At 63.4% G+C, this 17,201-nt stretch carries 19 protein-coding genes; 11 read left to right on the plus strand and 8 right to left on the minus strand.

Translation table 11 applies throughout. The features are described from left to right. Window positions 1-432, plus strand: a complete 432-nt coding sequence (locus ACR0MM_RS15410; protein ID WP_170445485.1) for an NUDIX hydrolase — start codon at window positions 1-3, stop codon at window positions 430-432. On the opposite strand, the gene ACR0MM_RS15415 is transcribed toward ACR0MM_RS15410, so the two are convergent. The 6 genes from ACR0MM_RS15415 to ACR0MM_RS15440 form a co-directional block, all read right to left on the minus strand. Further along, the gene (locus ACR0MM_RS15415; RefSeq protein WP_480697170.1) at window positions 399-3,800 is read right to left on the minus strand and encodes an efflux RND transporter permease subunit; all 3,402 of its coding nucleotides are present in this window, start codon (window positions 3,798-3,800) and stop codon (window positions 399-401) included. The two genes, ACR0MM_RS15410 and ACR0MM_RS15415, sit on opposite strands and share 34 nt — an antisense overlap. A 5-nt stretch (window positions 3,801-3,805) precedes the next feature. Next, window positions 3,806-5,260: an efflux RND transporter periplasmic adaptor subunit gene (locus ACR0MM_RS15420; protein ID WP_480697172.1), complete on the minus strand. Its 1,455-nt coding sequence runs from the start codon at window positions 5,258-5,260 to the stop codon at window positions 3,806-3,808. Window positions 5,261-5,367: 107 nt separating this feature from the next. Then, window positions 5,368-5,910, minus strand: coding sequence for a molybdenum cofactor biosynthesis protein B (gene moaB / locus ACR0MM_RS15425; protein ID WP_480697174.1), 543 nt, complete (start codon window positions 5,908-5,910; stop codon window positions 5,368-5,370). A gap of 6 nt (window positions 5,911-5,916) precedes the next feature. Then, window positions 5,917-6,537: a LysE family translocator gene (locus ACR0MM_RS15430; RefSeq protein ID WP_480697176.1), complete on the minus strand. Its 621-nt coding sequence runs from the start codon at window positions 6,535-6,537 to the stop codon at window positions 5,917-5,919. Continuing rightward, entirely contained in the window at window positions 6,534-7,133 is a 600-nt protein-coding gene (locus tag ACR0MM_RS15435) for a metallophosphoesterase family protein (RefSeq protein ID WP_170391788.1), read from the minus strand. Before ACR0MM_RS15435 ends, ACR0MM_RS15430 begins: the two co-directional genes overlap by 4 nt. After that, window positions 7,130-7,897: a uracil-DNA glycosylase gene (locus tag ACR0MM_RS15440; RefSeq protein ID WP_480697178.1), complete on the minus strand. Its 768-nt coding sequence runs from the start codon at window positions 7,895-7,897 to the stop codon at window positions 7,130-7,132. The genes ACR0MM_RS15435 and ACR0MM_RS15440 overlap by 4 nt, the downstream gene beginning before the upstream one ends. On the opposite strand from ACR0MM_RS15440, the gene ACR0MM_RS15445 reads away from it, so the two are divergent. From ACR0MM_RS15445 to ACR0MM_RS15485, 9 genes are all read left to right on the plus strand, one after another. Continuing rightward, the gene (locus tag ACR0MM_RS15445; RefSeq protein ID WP_480697180.1) at window positions 7,896-8,597 is read left to right on the plus strand and encodes a scavenger receptor class F, member 2; all 702 of its coding nucleotides are present in this window, start codon (window positions 7,896-7,898) and stop codon (window positions 8,595-8,597) included. The two genes, ACR0MM_RS15440 and ACR0MM_RS15445, sit on opposite strands and share 2 nt — an antisense overlap. 65 nt (window positions 8,598-8,662) lie before the next feature. Beyond that, on the plus strand, window positions 8,663-9,598 hold the full coding sequence (locus ACR0MM_RS15450; protein ID WP_005979082.1) for an aspartate carbamoyltransferase catalytic subunit: 936 nt from the start codon (window positions 8,663-8,665) through the stop codon (window positions 9,596-9,598). Continuing rightward, complete coding sequence (locus ACR0MM_RS15455; protein ID WP_480697182.1) at window positions 9,595-10,113, plus strand: hypothetical protein; 519 nt, start codon at window positions 9,595-9,597, stop codon at window positions 10,111-10,113. The genes ACR0MM_RS15450 and ACR0MM_RS15455 overlap by 4 nt, the downstream gene beginning before the upstream one ends. Then, the gene (locus ACR0MM_RS15460) at window positions 10,098-10,484 is read left to right on the plus strand and encodes a hypothetical protein (protein ID WP_367646421.1); all 387 of its coding nucleotides are present in this window, start codon (window positions 10,098-10,100) and stop codon (window positions 10,482-10,484) included. Before ACR0MM_RS15455 ends, ACR0MM_RS15460 begins: the two co-directional genes overlap by 16 nt. After that, window positions 10,481-11,761 carry a dihydroorotase gene (gene pyrC / locus ACR0MM_RS15465; RefSeq protein WP_480697184.1) on the plus strand — a complete coding sequence of 427 codons (1,281 nt, stop codon included), beginning with the start codon at window positions 10,481-10,483 and terminating at the stop codon, window positions 11,759-11,761. The genes ACR0MM_RS15460 and pyrC overlap by 4 nt, the downstream gene beginning before the upstream one ends. Next, on the plus strand, window positions 11,761-12,366 hold the full coding sequence (gene plsY / locus ACR0MM_RS15470) for a glycerol-3-phosphate 1-O-acyltransferase PlsY (protein ID WP_170360019.1): 606 nt from the start codon (window positions 11,761-11,763) through the stop codon (window positions 12,364-12,366). Before pyrC ends, plsY begins: the two co-directional genes overlap by 1 nt. Further along, complete coding sequence (locus tag ACR0MM_RS15475) at window positions 12,363-12,632, plus strand: hypothetical protein (protein ID WP_170360017.1); 270 nt, start codon at window positions 12,363-12,365, stop codon at window positions 12,630-12,632. Before plsY ends, ACR0MM_RS15475 begins: the two co-directional genes overlap by 4 nt. A gap of 197 nt (window positions 12,633-12,829) precedes the next feature. Further along, window positions 12,830-13,303 (plus strand): YHS domain-containing (seleno)protein, encoded by a 474-nt coding sequence (locus ACR0MM_RS15480; protein WP_093963550.1) that lies wholly within the window; start codon window positions 12,830-12,832, stop codon window positions 13,301-13,303. A gap of 256 nt (window positions 13,304-13,559) precedes the next feature. After that, window positions 13,560-14,093, plus strand: a complete 534-nt coding sequence (locus ACR0MM_RS15485) for an outer membrane protein (RefSeq protein WP_093963551.1) — start codon at window positions 13,560-13,562, stop codon at window positions 14,091-14,093. Between the two features lie 48 nt (window positions 14,094-14,141). On the opposite strand, the gene ACR0MM_RS15490 is transcribed toward ACR0MM_RS15485, so the two are convergent. Then, a complete protein-coding gene (locus ACR0MM_RS15490; RefSeq protein ID WP_480697186.1) occupies window positions 14,142-15,125 on the minus strand; it encodes a quinone oxidoreductase family protein in 984 nt (327 codons plus the stop codon). 192 nt (window positions 15,126-15,317) lie between these two features. On the opposite strand from ACR0MM_RS15490, the gene ACR0MM_RS15495 reads away from it, so the two are divergent. After that, the gene (locus tag ACR0MM_RS15495; RefSeq protein WP_480697188.1) at window positions 15,318-16,175 is read left to right on the plus strand and encodes a DUF2189 domain-containing protein; all 858 of its coding nucleotides are present in this window, start codon (window positions 15,318-15,320) and stop codon (window positions 16,173-16,175) included. A 34-nt stretch (window positions 16,176-16,209) separates the two neighbouring features. Here the strand turns inward: ACR0MM_RS15495 and ACR0MM_RS15500 are convergent, their stop codons facing one another. Then, the gene (locus ACR0MM_RS15500) at window positions 16,210-17,196 is read right to left on the minus strand and encodes an NAD(P)H-quinone oxidoreductase (RefSeq protein ID WP_480697190.1); all 987 of its coding nucleotides are present in this window, start codon (window positions 17,194-17,196) and stop codon (window positions 16,210-16,212) included. Window positions 17,197-17,201: the final 5 nt, after the last annotated feature.

The following is a 17,201-nucleotide window of genomic DNA, read 5'->3' on the forward strand; positions in this document are numbered from 1 at the left end:
ATGCAGCAGGTTCCCCGGATCGGCGCACTGGCGGTTGTCGTAGATCAGGGCCATGTCCTGCTGGTGCAACGCAGCAAGGCCCCCGATGCCGGTCTCTGGGGATTTCCGGGCGGCCATGTGGAGTGGGGCGAAACCGTCCTGCAGGCCGCCGCGCGCGAGTTGATGGAAGAAACCGGTATCGAAGCAACCCCGCAGGCGTATCTGGGCAACCTTGATCTGCTGGTCCGGGATGCGGCCGGACAGATCACCGCCCACTATTTGCTGGTCGGCGTGTCCTGCCGCTTCGGATCCGGCACTCCGGTCGCAGCGGATGATGCGCAGGATGCGCGTTGGTTCCCAATCCGGCAGGTGCTGGACCGCGACCTTGCCATGAGCGCCCGGGTGCCCGACCTTCTGTCTCAGGCACTGGCCCGGGATGAAAGCCTGACATAAAGCGCCCCGGACACGATCAGGCTGACGACCAGAATGGCAACCGCACCGGCCGCGAACGCTCCCAGCCCCATTCTCAGCAACGCCAGACCGTCCTCGCCGCCGTACAGCCCGGACAGCACACCCAGCGGCGCGCCGGCCAGAACCGGCCAGACCATCGTGACCAGCAGCCAGAGGATCATCGCCCCGCTCGTCCCCGCGGCCGCGACCCGGACCACCTTGTCCGGCGCCCGCAAGGCGCGGCGCATCGCAGTCATCGGGCGAGAAATATCACTCAGGATCGCCAGCAACGCGGGAACCAGGAGTAGCACCAGCACCATGCCGAACCCGAGCCCGTAGACCAGCGTGATCACCGTGGGTTTGAGGAATTGCGCCTGCTGCGACCCTTCGTACAGCAACGGGGCCAGCCCCATCACCGTCGTCAGCGTGGTCAGCATCACCGGCCGCAACCGGTCAGCGGTGCCTTCTATGATCGAGGGCACCAGCCCGCGATCCTGCTGATACCCATCAATGGTCGTTATCAAAACGATCGAGTCATTGATGATGATCCCGGTCATACCCAACAGGCCGACGACCGTGAACATGCTTAGCGGAACGCCCCAGATGTAATGCCCCCAGATGGTGCCGACCAGACCAAAGGGAATGATCGCCATCACTACAAGCGGCCTTGTCCAACTGGCGAAGATCCACGCCAGAACAAGGTAGATTCCGGTCAGGCACAGGATCAGACCGGTACGCGCCTCGGTCAGGAACTCGTCCTCCTGTTCGCTCAGACCGGCCATGCGCCACTCGACCTGATACTCGGCGGCGATATCAGGCAGGATTTCCTCGCGCATGGCGCGGGTGATTTCCGCGGCCTGGGCCGGGTCATCCTCGGATATGTCCCCGTTCACTGCGATCACCCGCAGGCCATTTTCCCGGCGCACCGTCGAGAACCCCGACTCGCGCTTGACCGAGACGATGTCAGCCAGCGGGACATAGACCCCGTCCGGTGACCGCATCAACGTGCGTTCCAGGAAATCTGCGGTCAGCTCGCTTTCGGGCAGTTCGACCCGGATCTCGGCGCTGCGAGGACCGTCGGGGAATGTCGCCGCCTCGATCCCGTTCAAACGGTGACGCAGAACCCTGCCCAATGTCTCGATGCGGAAACCCAACGCCTCACCCTGTGCCGTCAGATCCAGAATGTATTCTTCCTTGTCATAGGTCAGATTGTCTTCCAGCGCTGAAACCTCGGGGTATTTCGACAGTTCCGCCTGCAGGGCCTCGGACGCGGATTTCAGTGTGTTCACGTCCGCGCCGAAAAGCTGCACGTCGATGGCATCACCACCCGGACCCGAGCGCCAGCCGCGGAACGTCAGCAATTCGACCTTGGGATGGCGCGGCACGAATTCCTGCAGCTCGCCCACGAATTCAAAGCTGGAATAAGGTCGCAGGTCGGCATCGATCAGCTCGATCGAGATACCGCCCAGCAAATCGCCATCCTTGCCATCGGCGGCGGACAGACCATAGCCGGCGCTGCCCCCGATCTCGGCCAGAACATAGTCGATCGGGTTGCGACCGTGGCGTTCTTCGTAGATCTGGCCCAGCTCTTCGGTGGCGCGCTGCAGAATGTGCATCATTTCGATCGTGTCGGCGCGGGTAGCGCCTTCGGCCATGATGAAATTGCCGGTGACCGAGCCCCGCTCGGGCGCGTTGAAAAACCGCCAATTGACGTCGCCCTTGATGAACAGCGCTATCTGGCTGGCCAGAATGGCGATCATCAGGGCCACGACCACGTATCGCGCCCAGATTGCCCACGCCACCAAAGGTCGGAAAAGAGTGTCGCGCACCCAGCGAAAACCCCTGTTCACAACCCGGTTGGGCCAGTCATACCAGTGTTCCTTGGCCGAATGTGCGATAGCATGCGCCATGTGGTTCGGCAGGATCAGAAAACACTCGATCAACGATGCGATCAGTACAGCGATCACCGTAAAGGGAATGTCCCGGATCAGCTCTCCGAACCGTCCGCCAATGGCGGTCAGACCGAAAAAGGCGATCACGGTCGTGACCGTGGCCGCAAAAACCGGCATCGCCATGCGCCGGGCGGCGCGCTCTGCGGCAACGACCGGTGGCTCGCCCAGACGGCGGGCCCGGAAATCGGCGTGTTCCCCCACCACGATCGCATCATCCACCACGATACCCAGCGTGATGATAAGGCCGAACAACGAGACCATGTTGATCGACAGCCCGCCGATATACATGAAGGCGATGGCCGCCGACATCGCAACCGGGATACCGGCCGCGACCCAGAAAGCGATGCGCGCATTCAAGAACAGGAACAGCAGGCACACCACCAAGCCCAACCCGACCAGCCCGTTGTCGATCAGAATGTCCAACCGGTCGGTAATGGCCTGCGCCCGGGTACGGATCAGCTCGACCGAGATACCATCCGGCAGGCTCGCCTGCATCTCGGCGACCACATCCTCGACCGTGTGCTGAATGTCGATCGCGTCCCCCAGGTTCGACCGGTCCACCCGGACGGACATGGCCGGATTTTCCCCCACAAAATAGCTGCGATTGCGGGTAACGCCCTCGACCCGGATCTGCGCGACATCGCCGACCACCAGCTTGGACCCGTCCGGATAGGTGCGCAAAGCGATGCGCTCGATCTCCTCCGGGGTGCGCTTTTCGACACCGGTGCGGATCCGGGCGTTTGCGCCGGTCACGTCCCCGGCCGGATTGGCCGTGACCTCGGCCGCGACCGCCGAGGCGATCTCGGACAGGGTGATGTCGTTGGCGATCAACTGCGCAGTGGGAACTTCGACCACGATGCGTGGGGCGGCAAGGCCGCGGATCGTAGTCCGCGTGACACCGGCAGCGAACAGCCGATTGATCAACTCATCCGTGAATTTGGCCAGCTGCCCGGTCTCGATCGGGCCGGTGAGGACAACATCCGTCACCCGGTCTCGCCACGCAGCCCGCCGGATGGACGGTTCTTCGGCATCCTCAGGCAGGTTGGTCACGCTGTCGACCGCAGTGCGCACTTCTTCGACGGCGCGGCTCATGTCCCAGTTGGGTTCAAATTCCAGCGCGATGCGAGCCGATCCTTCGCGAGAGGTCGACTCGGTGCTGGCAACGCCTTCGACAGCCAGCAATGCAGGTTCAAGGATCTGAACAATCCCGTTGTCCACATCCTCGGGCCCCGCACCATCCCATTCGACGTTGACATTGACCCGTTCCAGGATCACGTCCGGAAAGAACTGCGCCCGCATGTTCGGCGCCGAAGCCGCGCCAAGGACCAGCATGACCACCAGCAGAAGGTTGGCAATGGTCCGGTGACGCGTGAAATAGCTGAGGATGCCGCTGGCCGCGCCCGGGATCTCGCGCATCATGGCGCCTATCCCCCGGCCCGGTTTTCAAGCCGCCGCAACAGAGACGACGGCACCTTTGCCTCGCTCAACTGAGCAAGAACTCGGGTCTTGGCGTCCTGGGACATGCGGTCGCTGGCCTCGACCTGCGCCACCAGCCGCGCGCGGTGCTCGTCCGTCAGCTCGACCATGTCCGGCTCGACCGCGGCGCTGTCTTCGATGCGAACCGGGCGCACGCGGACCCCCGACCCCAGCAGTGGGGTCCGACCCACCACGACTTCGCGCCCTTCCAGCCCGGCGCCGCGCAGCAGAACTTCGTCCCCTTGCCGGCGTACCAGCTCGACCGGGAGCGTTTCCAGCCGGTCGTCGTCGCCCAGCACCAGCACGGTGCCTTGCGCATCCAGAACCGAAGACGGGAGACGCACGACATTATCCAGCGGCTGTTCCTCGACCGAAACGGTCACGAAATCGCCGGGCTTGAACCCCGGCGCGTCATCAAGCCGGGCATAGAGCAACCGGCCGGTCTGGCCCTCACCGGCCGACCCGCTGTCGCGGCTGATCCGACCGGTGGCGCTCAGGTCCGTGCCCGTCACCTCAAGCGAGATGGTCACCGGTGCCGGGATCAGCTTGCCCTGATCGTCCAGCAACCGCACGTATTGCGCGGTCGAAACACGGAACGCGACCTCCAACGCAAACGGGTCAACCAATTCGGCCAGCTTTTCATTGGCCGTGACCAGACGCCCTTCAACCAGCGTGACACCCGTCAGCGTCCCGTCGAACCGGGCGCGGATGGTCATGTCCTCCAGATCGCGTTCGGCCGATTCCAAAGCGATACGTGCCCGCGCCAGCAACGTCGTCGCCTGATCGACGCGGGACTCGGCCTGCGCCAAAGCGATACGGCGCGACAACACGGTTTGCCGGGCCGAGGCCGCGGCCAATTCGGCCTCTTCAACGCTGGCGGTCGCGCCCACACCACGGTCCAGCAAATCCTTCTGGCGCTGCAGGGCCCGTTCCCGCAGATCCGATTGGGATTCGGCGGCCTTCAACTCATCCTGCGCCAAAAGCAGAGCGCGTTCGGCATCGCGTTCCTCGAACTGGGCATCCAGCAGGTCCGACCGCGCACGGTCCAGCGCCGCCTGCGCATCGGCCGGGTCCAGCTCGACCAGAACTTCGCCTGTGCGCACAACCCCACCATCCTCGAAATTTTCCGCCAGCCCGATGACACGGCCACCCAGCGCCGCCCGCAATTCCAGACGCCTGCGGCTTTGAACTTCGCCGAATGCCTCCAGGTAGGGGGTGGCGGTTTGTGGCTCGGCCTTCTGAACCGTGACGGCGAACACGCGTTCGCGCGCCTGCGGGGGTTTGTTGTCGCGGGTCATGACCTCTTGCACTGCGCCGGTGATCATCTGCGCCGCGACAATCAACAGCGCAAGCATCAGGGATGCCAGAAAGACACCGATGAGGCTCTGCCGCAGAAATCGCATAGATCTTTCACTCCGGTTGCAACGGGACGCCGTCTATAAATAGGTAGCCGGGCCGGAAAAAATACCAACCCACAAGGCGGTTATGAGCCGTTAAACGTACGACCAGTCTACTTCCGTCGCAGATGTTCGTCCAATCTGGGCATGATTTCCACGAAATTGCAGGGCCGGTGGCGATAATCCAGCTGTTTTTCCAAAATGCCGTCCCAGGCATCCTTGCAGGCCCCCGGGCTGCCCGGCAGCGCAAACAGATAGGTTCCGCCGGCGACGCCACCTGTGGCCCGCGACTGTACCGCCGAGGTTCCGATCTTCTCCATCGAAATCAAGGTGAAGACGGTGCAAAAAGCCTCGATTTCCTTTTCGTAGACATCGCGATGCGCCTCGACCGTGACATCGCGCCCGGTCAAGCCGGTGCCGCCGGTCGAGATCACCACGTCAATCGCGGGGTCGGCGACCCACGCCCGCAACTGCTCGGCGATCTGGGCGCGCTCGTCCTGAATGATCTTGCGGTCGGCCACGGTGTGCCCCGCACGCTCGATCCGGTCAACCAACGTTTGCCCCGAACGATCTTCGGCCAGTGACCGCGTGTCCGATACGGTCAGAACAGCGATGCGGATGGGGATGAATTCCATGGTTTCATCAATTCGGGACATGTCGTGTCAGGCTCTTTCCATGATGGCCAACCGGGCCGCCAGCGCGACGAACACGCCGCCACTGACCCAGCCGAGAATTCGCGAAGCCCGCGGGCTTGAAATCAGCGCTCGCCCGGCGCCGCCGGCAAATGACCCCACCAGGGCATTCACGACGAACCCGCCCAGAGCGATGATCGCGCCCAGCAGCAGGAACTGAGCCAGAACCGATCCGTTGGCCGGCGAGACGAATTGCGGGATGAAGGCCAGAACAAACAGAATGATCTTGGGATTCGTCATGTTGACCAGCATCCCCTCGCGAAAGGCATGGCCCGACGGCTTCATTGGAGCGTCAGTCCGGACCGCACCGTTCCGGATGGTGCCCCAGGCCAGATACAGCAGGTAGGTCACACCCAGCCAGCGAATGACGTCGAACAGCCAGGGCATAGCCGCGACCGCCGCGCCAAGTCCCAGCCCGGCCAGCAGAACATGAACCATCAGTCCCGTCGAAACGCCGGCGCTGGCCACGATGGCAGATCGGGCACCGGACCGCAGCCCATGCCCGAAACAGAACATCATGTCAGCCCCCGGCGTCATGTTCAGCGCGATGGCGGCTGGGATGAAGGTCAACAGCGTTGCGTATTCGATCATGGATCGACCTCAAACCAATTCACCTTGGGCCCCAGATTTGCGATCCGGGTGCGACCGATCTCGCCGCGATAACCCCAGCTGTCGTGGATATGACCGCACAGAGCAAAGTCAGGTTGAATCCGTTCCACCGCGTCGCGCACCGCGCTCGATCCGATCGATTGCCCCTGCGAGGTCCGATCGCCTTTGCCCTTGGGCGGGGCATGCGTGATCAGGATGTCGGCCGACGGGCAGCGATTGAGCAGCTCTGCGGCCTCGGCTTCGGTCAGGTCGCAGGACCAGTCACCAAATGGCGTGACCGGTACGCCATAGCCAAGTCCGAACAGGCGCAGCCCGTCCACGGTCATGCCTGTTCCGTGCAGTACATGCACGCCGTCCGGCACGGCCGCCGCCAGTTCCTCGGCGCTTTCGGCGTTGCCGGGAACCAGAACCATCGGCGCGGATATGCCGGAAAGCATATCCATCGCCTCGTCCAGCCCCTGACGCATGTTGCAGTAATCACCCGCGCCGATCACGAGGTCAGCTTCGACGCTGGCTGCCACCAGTTCAGCAGCCCGATTGCGAGCCATGTGCAGGTCGGAAAAGGCTAGAACCTTCATCCCTTGTTCTCCAGATATGCGCGCAGATCCAATAGATCGGCCCAGGCCTGGCGCTTGGCATGGGGCTGGCGCAGCAGATAGGCGGGGTGCAGCATAGGCAGAACCGGCAGATTCAGCGCCTGATCCCACTGCCCGCGCAGACGTGTGATGCCGCGCTTGTCCAGAACCGCCTGGCAGCTAATGTTGCCCATAACCACCAGAACCTTTGGCTTGGACAGGGCCACGTGCCGTTCCAAAAACGGCTGCATCATCGCGATCTCGTCCGGCCGCGGGTCCCTGTTCTGCGGCGGGCGCCAGGGCAGGACATTGGTGATGTAGACGTTCTTGGCGCGGTCCAAATCTATCGCGGCCAGCATCCGATCCAGCAACTGCCCGGCGCGGCCAACGAACGGCTTTCCAGCGCGGTCTTCTTCACGGCCCGGGGCCTCGCCGACGATCATGACCGGCGCACCGGCGGTGCCATCGGCAAAGACCAGGTGCCGCGCGCCGCGCTTCAGGTCGCAATGAGCGAACGCCTCCATCGCCGCGCGCAGCTGATCCAGAGACGATGCCGCAGACGCAGCCTTCTTTGCCTCGACCACCGGATCGGCCTTGGCGGGCTTCTGCACCGCGGGCTGCGCTGCGGCGGGTTTTTTGACCTTTGGCGCGGTATCCGGCAATGCATAGCGGTCAACCGGTGCGTCGACGATCGCGTCGGTTACGCCCAGCTCAACCTGCCATTCCAGCAGGGCACGCGCGGTGTAGGGGTCAAGGGCCGATTCCATGACCATCAATCTACTCAGCTTTGCGGGAAGGGAAAGCAAATTGGCCTTGCCTTGGCGCATTGCCGGGCCGACGATGGTCCCCGTCATGACGCGAACCCTGGGCCTTCTGCTGATCACTCTGTTCGCCCTGCTGCCCGGCGGGTCGGAGGCGCAGTCGTTTCTCAACAATCAAGGCCAATGCCGTGGGGGCCAGTTTCAGTGCGGTCTGAAATGCTGCTCGGTCGGCCAACGCTGCAGCTATGACGGGTTCTGCATTCAGGCCGGGGGCACCTATTGCGGCGGCGGGCGGTCCTGCGGGCCGTTCGAGAAATGCGTGGCCGGAGGCACCCGATGCGCGCCGGCAGGGGCAAACAAATGCGCCTCGCGGCTGGATTGCCCCAGCGGGTCCTTCTGCAACGCGCGCGGCGAATGCGAGCGCAGTTCGCCGGATTTCGACCCCTCTCCGCAACCTGCAACGCCCTGCGACGACGGGCGGACCTGCGCAGCCGGTTCGACCTGCCTGCCGGGCGGCGGCTGTACGCGCCCCGGCTGGTACCTGTGCGAAGAGACCGGATCGCAGTGCCGCACCGGCTTCAAATGCTCGGCCAATCAGGGCTGCGTGCCCAGAAAGGCCGTCGATTGCGGATACGGCAAGTGGTGCAGACCCGGCGAGCAGTGCCTGCCCGAAGGCGGATGCGAGAAACTGCCCGATGGGGACTGACTCCAGTTGCCCCGCGGCGCTGCGCTTTCTATAAGCGGCGCGACTGTCAGACAGGAGCCCGGCCCATGCGTTTCGCCCATCGTCACCTACTTGGCATCGAGCATCTGTCCCAATCCGACATCACCGCCATTCTGGACCTGGCCGAAAAATACGTCGATCTGAACAGGCAATCGGCCAAGCACTCGGACGTTCTGGCGGGGCTGACCCAGATCAACATGTTCTTCGAGAACTCAACCCGCACGCAGGCCAGTTTCGAACTGGCGGGCAAGCGTCTGGGCGCGGATGTGATGAACATGGCTATGCAGGCCAGCTCGATCAAAAAGGGCGAGACCCTGATCGACACGGCGATGACGCTGAACGCGATGCATCCCGACCTGCTGGTGGTTCGGCATCCGCATTCGGGCGCGGTGGACCTGCTGGCGCAGAAGGTCAACTGCGCGGTGCTGAATGCCGGCGACGGGCGGCACGAGCACCCCACCCAGGCGCTGCTGGATGCGCTGACCATCCGCCGGGCCAAGGGGCGGCTGCACCGGCTGAACGTTGCGATCTGCGGGGATGTCGCCCATTCCCGCGTAGCGCGGTCGAACCTGATCCTGCTGGGCAAGATGGAAAACCGCATCCGCCTGATCGGCCCGCCGACGCTGGTGCCTGCGCAATTCGCTGAATTCGGGGCCGAGATCTATGACGACATGACCGAGGGCCTGCGCGACGTGGACGTTGTGATGATGTTGCGCCTTCAGAAAGAGCGGATGGATGGCGGGTTCATCCCGTCGGAACGGGAATACTATCACCGCTATGGCCTGGACGCCGCCAAGCTGGCGCTGGCCAAGCCGGACGCCATCGTGATGCATCCCGGCCCGATGAACCGCGGGGTCGAGATCGACGGGACGCTGGCCGATGACATCAACCGCTCGGTCATCCAGGAACAGGTCGAGATGGGCGTTGCCGTGCGCATGGCCGCGATGGAACTGCTGGCCCGCAACCTGAAGGAGGCGGCATGAGCGATCTGGACATCTCCGCTGGTGAGCGCGGCGTGATCCGCCTGTTCGCGCTGGACATGCGCCCCGAAGAGGCGAAGTTCCTGCGCGAGCCCGGCGCGGCAGACCAGATCCTTGGCGTCAATGGGCTGGACCCCGAGCAGATCGACGTGTTTCCGGTGTCCGACCTCGAAGACCTGGGCCTCTACGGCTATCTCAGCGAGGGCTGCGGCGTGTCCGAGGACCAGCTGGACCGGGCCGAACTGGAGTCGGTCGACGGCTGGGTTTTGGTGCTGCGCAGCGCGGCCCTGAGCGCGCGCGCGGCCACGCTGAGCCCCGACCCGCGTCTGCGCCTGATCGGGCTCTACACCGAAGAGGCCACGAACTGGAGCGGTGGCGCCATCGAGACCGAAAGCGCCCGACCCTACTCGGCCGCGCAAAATCCAGTTTCGAGCGAGCAACCCCGCCGGACGGGATCGGCCTTGCTTGCCTTGATCATCCTGTTGGTCATCGGAGGTGCTCTGTGGCTGATCCTGTGACCTTTGCACCGGACAAGGGCGCCTATGTCCGCACCAACGCGTGGCTGGCCGCGGGCGCGATGGCGGGGGCGATGCTCGTGCTCTGGCTGATCGGCAATCCCTATGTCTGGACCGGCGCCCCGGCCGGTCTGGCGGCGGTGGGCGTCCGGGCGTGGTACCTTGCCTCGGAGGAACTGGTGGCCAACTGGCAGATGACCGACACCACCTTGACCGGCCCGGGCGGGCGCAGCGTGCCGCTGAACCAGATCGCGGCCGTGAATATCATGGGCAGCTTCGTGCAGATCGTCACCAAAGGCGGCGACAAGCACCTGATCAAGTACCAGGCCGACCCGGCCGCCACCAAAGCCGCGATTGAAAGGGCAATGGCATGACCAAGCTGATCTTCACCAACGCCCGCCTGATCGACCCCGAAGCCGGAACCGACGCGCTGGGCTGGCTGCATGTGGCCGATGGACGGATCGTAGCCAGCGGCGACGGTCCGGCGCCCGAGGCGGACGCGCAGGTGATTGATTGCGGCGGTCAGTGTCTGGCCCCCGGCATCGTCGATATCGGCGTCAAGGTCTGCGAGCCGGGCGAGCGGCACAAGGAAAGCTACAAATCCGCGGGCCTTGCCGCCGCGGCCGGGGGCGTGACCACAATGGTCACCCGCCCCGACACCCTGCCTGCGATCGACACGCCGGAAACGCTCGAGTTCGTCACCCGACGCGCGCAGGCCGACACGCCCGTCAACGTGCTGACCATGGCCGCTCTGACCAAGGGCCGCGACGGGCGCGAGATGACCGAGATCGGGTTTCTGATGGATGCGGGCGCGGTGGCTTTTACCGACTGCGACCATGTGGTGACGGACACCAAGGTATTTTCCCGCGCGCTGACCTATGCCCGGGCCTGCGGCGCGCTTGTCATCGCCCACCCACAGGACCCGGGGCTGAGCCATGGCGCCGCGGCCACCAGCGGCAAATTCGCCGCCCTGCGCGGTCTGCCCGCCGTTTCGCCCATGGCCGAGCGCATGGGGCTGGACCGCGACATCGCCTTGCTGGAAATGACCGGCGCGGCCTATCACGCCGATCAGATCACCACGGCCCGCGCCCTGCCCGCACTGGAACGGGCCAAACGCAACGGGCTGGACATCACCGCCGGCACCTCGATCCATCACCTGACGCTGAACGAGCTGGACGTGGCGGACTATCGCACCTTCTTCAAGGTCAAGCCGCCGCTGCGCTCCGAGGATGACCGGCAGGCGGTGAGCGAGGCCGTGCGGTCCGGCCTGATCGACACGATCAGCTCGATGCACACACCGCAGGACGAGGAAAGCAAACGCCTCCCGTTCGAAGAGGCGGCCTCGGGCGCAGTGGCGCTGGAAACCCTGCTGCCGGCTGCACTGCGCCTGTATCATGCCGATCAACTGGACCTGCCGACCCTGTTCCGGGCCATGACACTGAATCCGGCGAAACGACTGGGGCTGGACTGCGGCCGCCTGAGCGCGGGCGCCCCGGCCGATCTGGTTCTGTTCGACCCGGATGTGCCCTTCGTGCTGGACCGGTTCACGCTGAAATCGAAATCGCAGAACACCCCGTTTGACGGACAGCGGATGCAGGGTAAGGTCACCGCAACCTACGTTGCAGGCAAAGAAATTTTCCGGAGATCCTGATGCCCGTTTTCGACAGCTCGACGACCCAACTGATTATCTGGGCCGCGATCGGATACCTGATGGGGTCGGTACCTTATGGCATGATCGTTGCGCGGGTGATGGGACTGGGCAACCTGCGCCAGATCGGGTCCGGCAATATTGGTGCCACCAACGTGTTGCGCACTGGCAGCAAGGCGGCGGCGGCGCTGACTCTTCTGTTCGACGCCGGCAAAGGCGTGGTCGCGGTCCTGCTGGCCCGGGCACTGGCCGGCGACGATGCCGCCCAGGTCGCGGCGCTGGCGGCTTTTGTCGGCCATTGCTACCCGGTCTGGCTGAGCTTCAAGGGCGGCAAGGGCGTGGCAACTTTCCTGGGCCTGTGGCTGGCGCTGGACTGGCGGGTGGGCGTTGCGTGCTGTCTGACATGGCTGGTCGCTGCTGCGATCTGGCGGATCTCGTCCCTCGGCGCGCTGGCCGCGGCAGCCCTGTCGACAACATGGGTGATGATCCTGACGGACGGGTCGACCTTTTTGCTGGGCGTCGTTCTGACGCTGCTGATTTACTGGCGCCACCGCGAAAATCTGGCCCGCATCAAGGCGGGAACAGAGCCCAAGATCGGGAAATCGTGACCGCGCCGGCCGACTTTTTGGACTCATTCTTTGCCTTGCCGGCGGGTTCGTTCACCGGAACCGCAAACGGTCGAAGCTATTCGGTCACGCGGCTGGCGATGGCCGGCGGCAAATCGCACAAGCTGGTCGCCCATGAACGGGGTGGTGCGGACTACATCAGTATGAACCTGTACCTGACGGATCAAAGCGGCGCTTTGCTGCGCCCCTGCGAGATGCCTGCCGCCAAGGTCGTACGCTTTGTTCTGGCCCTGGTACCCGACAGCTGAACCGCAGACCGATCTGCGCTTGCGAACAGACCGCCTGGCATTTCCGCACATTCACGTTTGATTGCTTTGAACGTGATCGCCGCCTTTCCCACCTGAGTTTTCGTGACGCTCAATTACCGGGTGCACGAAACGCAATTTCGGTGCTGAAACGCCCGCGCTTGGACATGCCGGGCAGCCCGATCACGAAAGGTGGAACCATGAACAAGATCAAATCCCTGTTGGGCGGCGTTGCGCTGTCTGTGGCAATCGCAAGCTCGGCCCTGGCGGCCGGGGTAGAAATCAACGCCTCGTCGACCGGTTTGGCGATGCAGGGTTACGACCCGGTGGCGTATTTCACTGAAGGCGAGCCGACCAAAGGCAGCTACAAGATCACGGCGTTGCACAACGATGCGCTGTACCGTTTTGCCACCGAAGAGAACAAGGCCGCGTTCGAAGCCAATCCCGAGGCCTACCTGCCGGCCTACGGCGGCTACTGCGCCTTCGGAGCGGCCATGGGGTTCAAGTTTGACGGCGATCCGACCTACTGGAAGATCGTGGACAACAAGCTGTACCTGAACCTGTCCGAAGACATCCAGCAGCGTTGGGAAGGCGACATCCCCGGCTTCATCGAAAAAGCCAGCGTCAACTGGGAAACGATCGCCGACAAGGATCCGGCCGAACTGCAGCAATAATCTGCTGAATTGGCGGCAAGGATCGGCGGCAGAATGCTTCTGCCGCCGATCGTGATTTGAAGCCCCACGACCCCGAACCTATCTGATCAGAACAACACTCCAAAAGGGCGGCCAGGCGCCGACCTTGCGGAAATCCGGGTCGGAATAACAGCGAAAAACCAATGATCCGGTCCACCGACCGGAACGTAATGATCAATACAAACCTTCAGGCCAACCAAAGGCCGAGGCAGATAACTTCCAACGAAAGGATAGCAAGATGACGAGCAAACTGGCACTTTTGACCACCGTTGCAACTTTTGCAGCCGGCACCGCCATGGCGCAGTCCTCGGGCGATTGGACCGGGTTCTATGCGGGTGCGCAGGTCGGCTACGCGGATATCGGCACCAGCCTGTCCGGTGTGGACGGAGACGGCGCCATCGGCGGTCTGATCCTTGGTTACGACTATGATCTGGGCGACTGGGTCGTTGGCGGCGGCTTTGACTATGACTGGTCTGATGTCGACCTTTCGGGTGCCGCAACGGTCGAAGACGTCTGGCGGCTGAAAGCCCGCGCCGGCTACAAGGTCAACCCGCAGGGGCTGCTGTATGGTGTCGCCGGTTACGCGGATGCGGGAACCGACACGCTGGGCAGCGACGATGGATGGTTCATCGGCGCAGGCTATGAACAGATCGTCGCGCCGAACGTCAGCATCGCGGGCGAGCTGCTGTACCACGAGTTCGACAATTTCAACTCGACCGGTGTCGACGTGGATGCAACCACGTTCCAGATCCGGGCGGCATACCGCTTCTGATCCCTTGCGCAGAATCGAACGGGCCCGGCACGGCGTGCCGGGCCTTTTTCATGGCACAAGGATCGTGCTTCCGGTTGTCTGCCGCGCCTCCAGTGCGCGGTGCGCCTCGGCAACCTGATCCAGTTCGAAGCGTTGATCGATGTGAATCTTGACCTCGGCGCCGGCCACCTTGCCGAACAGCCGCCGGGCCATGGCCTGACACACGGAATGGTCCGCGATATGGGTGAACAGCGTCGGCCGGGTGATCTTCAACGACCCTTTCTGCCCAAGAATGCCGATGTTGAACGGTGGCACGGGTCCAGACGCATTGCCGAAGGAAATCATCATCCCCAATGGCTTGAGGCAGTCCAGCGAGCCTTCGAACGTATCGGCACCGACAGAGTCCATGACCGCATCGACCCCTTTGCCGCCGGTAATCTCGGCCACGCGGGACGCAAAATCCTCGGTCCGGTAGTTGATGCAGTGTGTGGCGCCGTTGAACTGGGCCAGACGGCACTTGTCATCGGTCCCGGCCGTGCCGATCAGCTTGATGCCTTCGGATTTGGCCCACTGGCACGCGATCAGGCCGACACCCTCGGCGGCGGCGTGGAACAGAACCGTATCACCACGTTTCAGCGGCGTGGTGCGGTGAAACAAGTATTCAACCGTCAAGCCCTTGAGCATCATGGCCGCCGCGGTCTCGAATGAGATTCCGCCGGGCAAGGGGCACACCTGCGACGCGGGCATCACCCGCGCTTCGCAATAGGCACCGGCCGGCACCGCTGCATAGGCCGCCCGCTGGCCCGGTTTCAGATGCGTCACGCCTTCGCCGACCGCCTCGATCACCCCGGCGGCTTCCATTCCCAGCGCGTGCGGCAGTTCCATCGGATACAGACCGGTCCGCTGGTAGACATCAATAAAATTCAGACCGCAGGCGTGATGGCGGATCCGAACTTCACCCGGTCCCGGGTCACCCAACGGTCTATCCTCGATCTTCAGCACCTCGGGGCCGCCGGTTTCGTGAATGACTACGGTACGCGCCGTTTTCAGCATGCTGACCTCCTTTTGCCTGGATCCAAGCTATCACTTCGGCGCCGCAGGGCAATCGGGCGATCTCGCAAGGGTGAACGAGGATTGGAAAAAACTGTGGTACACTAGGGTCAGGCGTTGCCGGGTCATCCGGCCACGGGCAACTTTTCGCCGGATGCATCCTGCGGCGCACCTGCGCCAAGGAAAGGGATGACAATGGCAAAGACAATCGGAAACCCGATCAGTTGGACCGCGCAGCAACTGGGCGCGACCAGCGATCACATCGCTGAAAACGTAACGAGCATCGGCAGCGCTGACACCCAGCATCTGCCGACGGTACAAACGCTGACGCTGCAAGACTTGCGAGAAAGCCTGCGCGCCGGATACGAAGACTTTCTGGCGATACGGGCCGATGCCATTTTCATTGTTCTGATCTACCCGATCGCGGGGCTTTTGATGTTCGGATTCGCGATGCAAGCCAACATGGTGCCGCTTCTGGCTCCTCTGGTGGCCGGGTTTGCGCTAATCGGTCCGGTCGCTGCACTGGGCTTGTATGAGATCAGCCGCAAGCGGGAGCAGGGGCACGAGGTTCACTGGCTGGACGCGTTGGGTGTTTTCCGATCCCCCTCGTTCGGCGCCATACTGGCACTGGCCTTTTACCTTGTCATGCTGTTGCTGGTCTGGCTGATGGTGGCACACGGCATCTATGTCGAAACACTGGGTCCGCAGCCGCCAGAGACGCTGGGCCAATTTCTGACACAGGCTCTGACCACCGGCCCCGGCTGGACCATGATCATCGTCGGATCGGCGGTTGGGTTTCTGTTTGCTCTGGTGGCCTTGGCCGTCAGCGTTGTCAGCTTCCCGTTGCTGCTTGACCGCAAGGTCGGCCTGCCCGTGGCCGTTGTCACCTCGGTCCGGGTCCTCCGGCACAATCCGACCGTGATCCTGACCTGGGGTTTCATCGTCGCCGCGCTGCTGGTTCTTGGCGCGATTCCGCTGCTTTTGGGCCTAATCGTCATAATGCCTGTCTTGGGGCACGCGACATGGCACCTGTACAGACGCGCCATCGCCTGAGCAAAGCGCGGGGCAACCCACCGCGCTGATAGGCCTAGCCTGATACTTTCAAAACGATCTTGCCAATGTGGCCGGAGCTTTCCATTCGGGCATGCGCAGCGGCGGCATCGGCCAGATCAAATTCGCTGTCCATGACCGGGGCAACTTTTCCAGCCTCAAGCAGCGGCCAGACCGCCTCATGCAGATCCTGCGCGATGCGCGCTTTGGCCAGATCGCTCTGTGGCCGCAGCGTGCTGCCGGTCAGGGTCAAGCGTTTGACCATCATCAGTGCAAAGTTCAACTCAACGACGGGTCCTTGCAGAAACGCGATCTGAACCAGCCTGCCATCTTCGGCCAGCGCCTTGACGTTGCGAGGGATGTAATCGCCGCCAACCATGTCGAGAATCAGATCCGCCCCACCTTCGGCCCGCATGGCAGCAACAAAATCCTCGGTCTTGTAGTTGATCGCCCTGTCGGCCCCCAGGTCCAGACAGGCCTGACATTTCTCGTCCGAACCGGCCGTCACGAAGACCCGGGCTCCGAAAGCGTTGGCCAGCTGAATGGCCGTGGTGCCGATCCCGCTCGATCCCCCATGTACAAGGAACCGTTCGCCAGCCTTCAGCCCGCCACGAGTGAACACGTTTGACCAGACCGTAAAAAAGGTTTCGGGCAGGCAGGCGGCCTGTTTCAGGCTCAGGCCCGAGGGCACAGGCAGGCAGTGCACCGCCGGTGTCGCCACGTATTCTGCATACCCGCCGCCTGGCAACAACGCACAGACCTGATCCCCCAGTGCCAACCCCGAGACCCCGGACCCGATGGCCACCACCTCGCCCGAAGCCTCAAGCCCGGGAAGGTCGCTGGCCCCCGGCGGCGGATCATAGGCCCCGGCCCGCTGCAAAGCGTCCGGGCGGTTGACGCCAGCATAGGCCACTTTCAAAACCACCTGACCATGACCCGGCTCGGGCATGGGGCGTTCCGTCAGCTTGAGAACGTCCGGACCTCCGGGCGTGGTGATCTCAATGGCGCGCATCATCTGGGGCATTGGCA

Source organism: Ruegeria sp. BC6 (assembly GCF_056539185.1).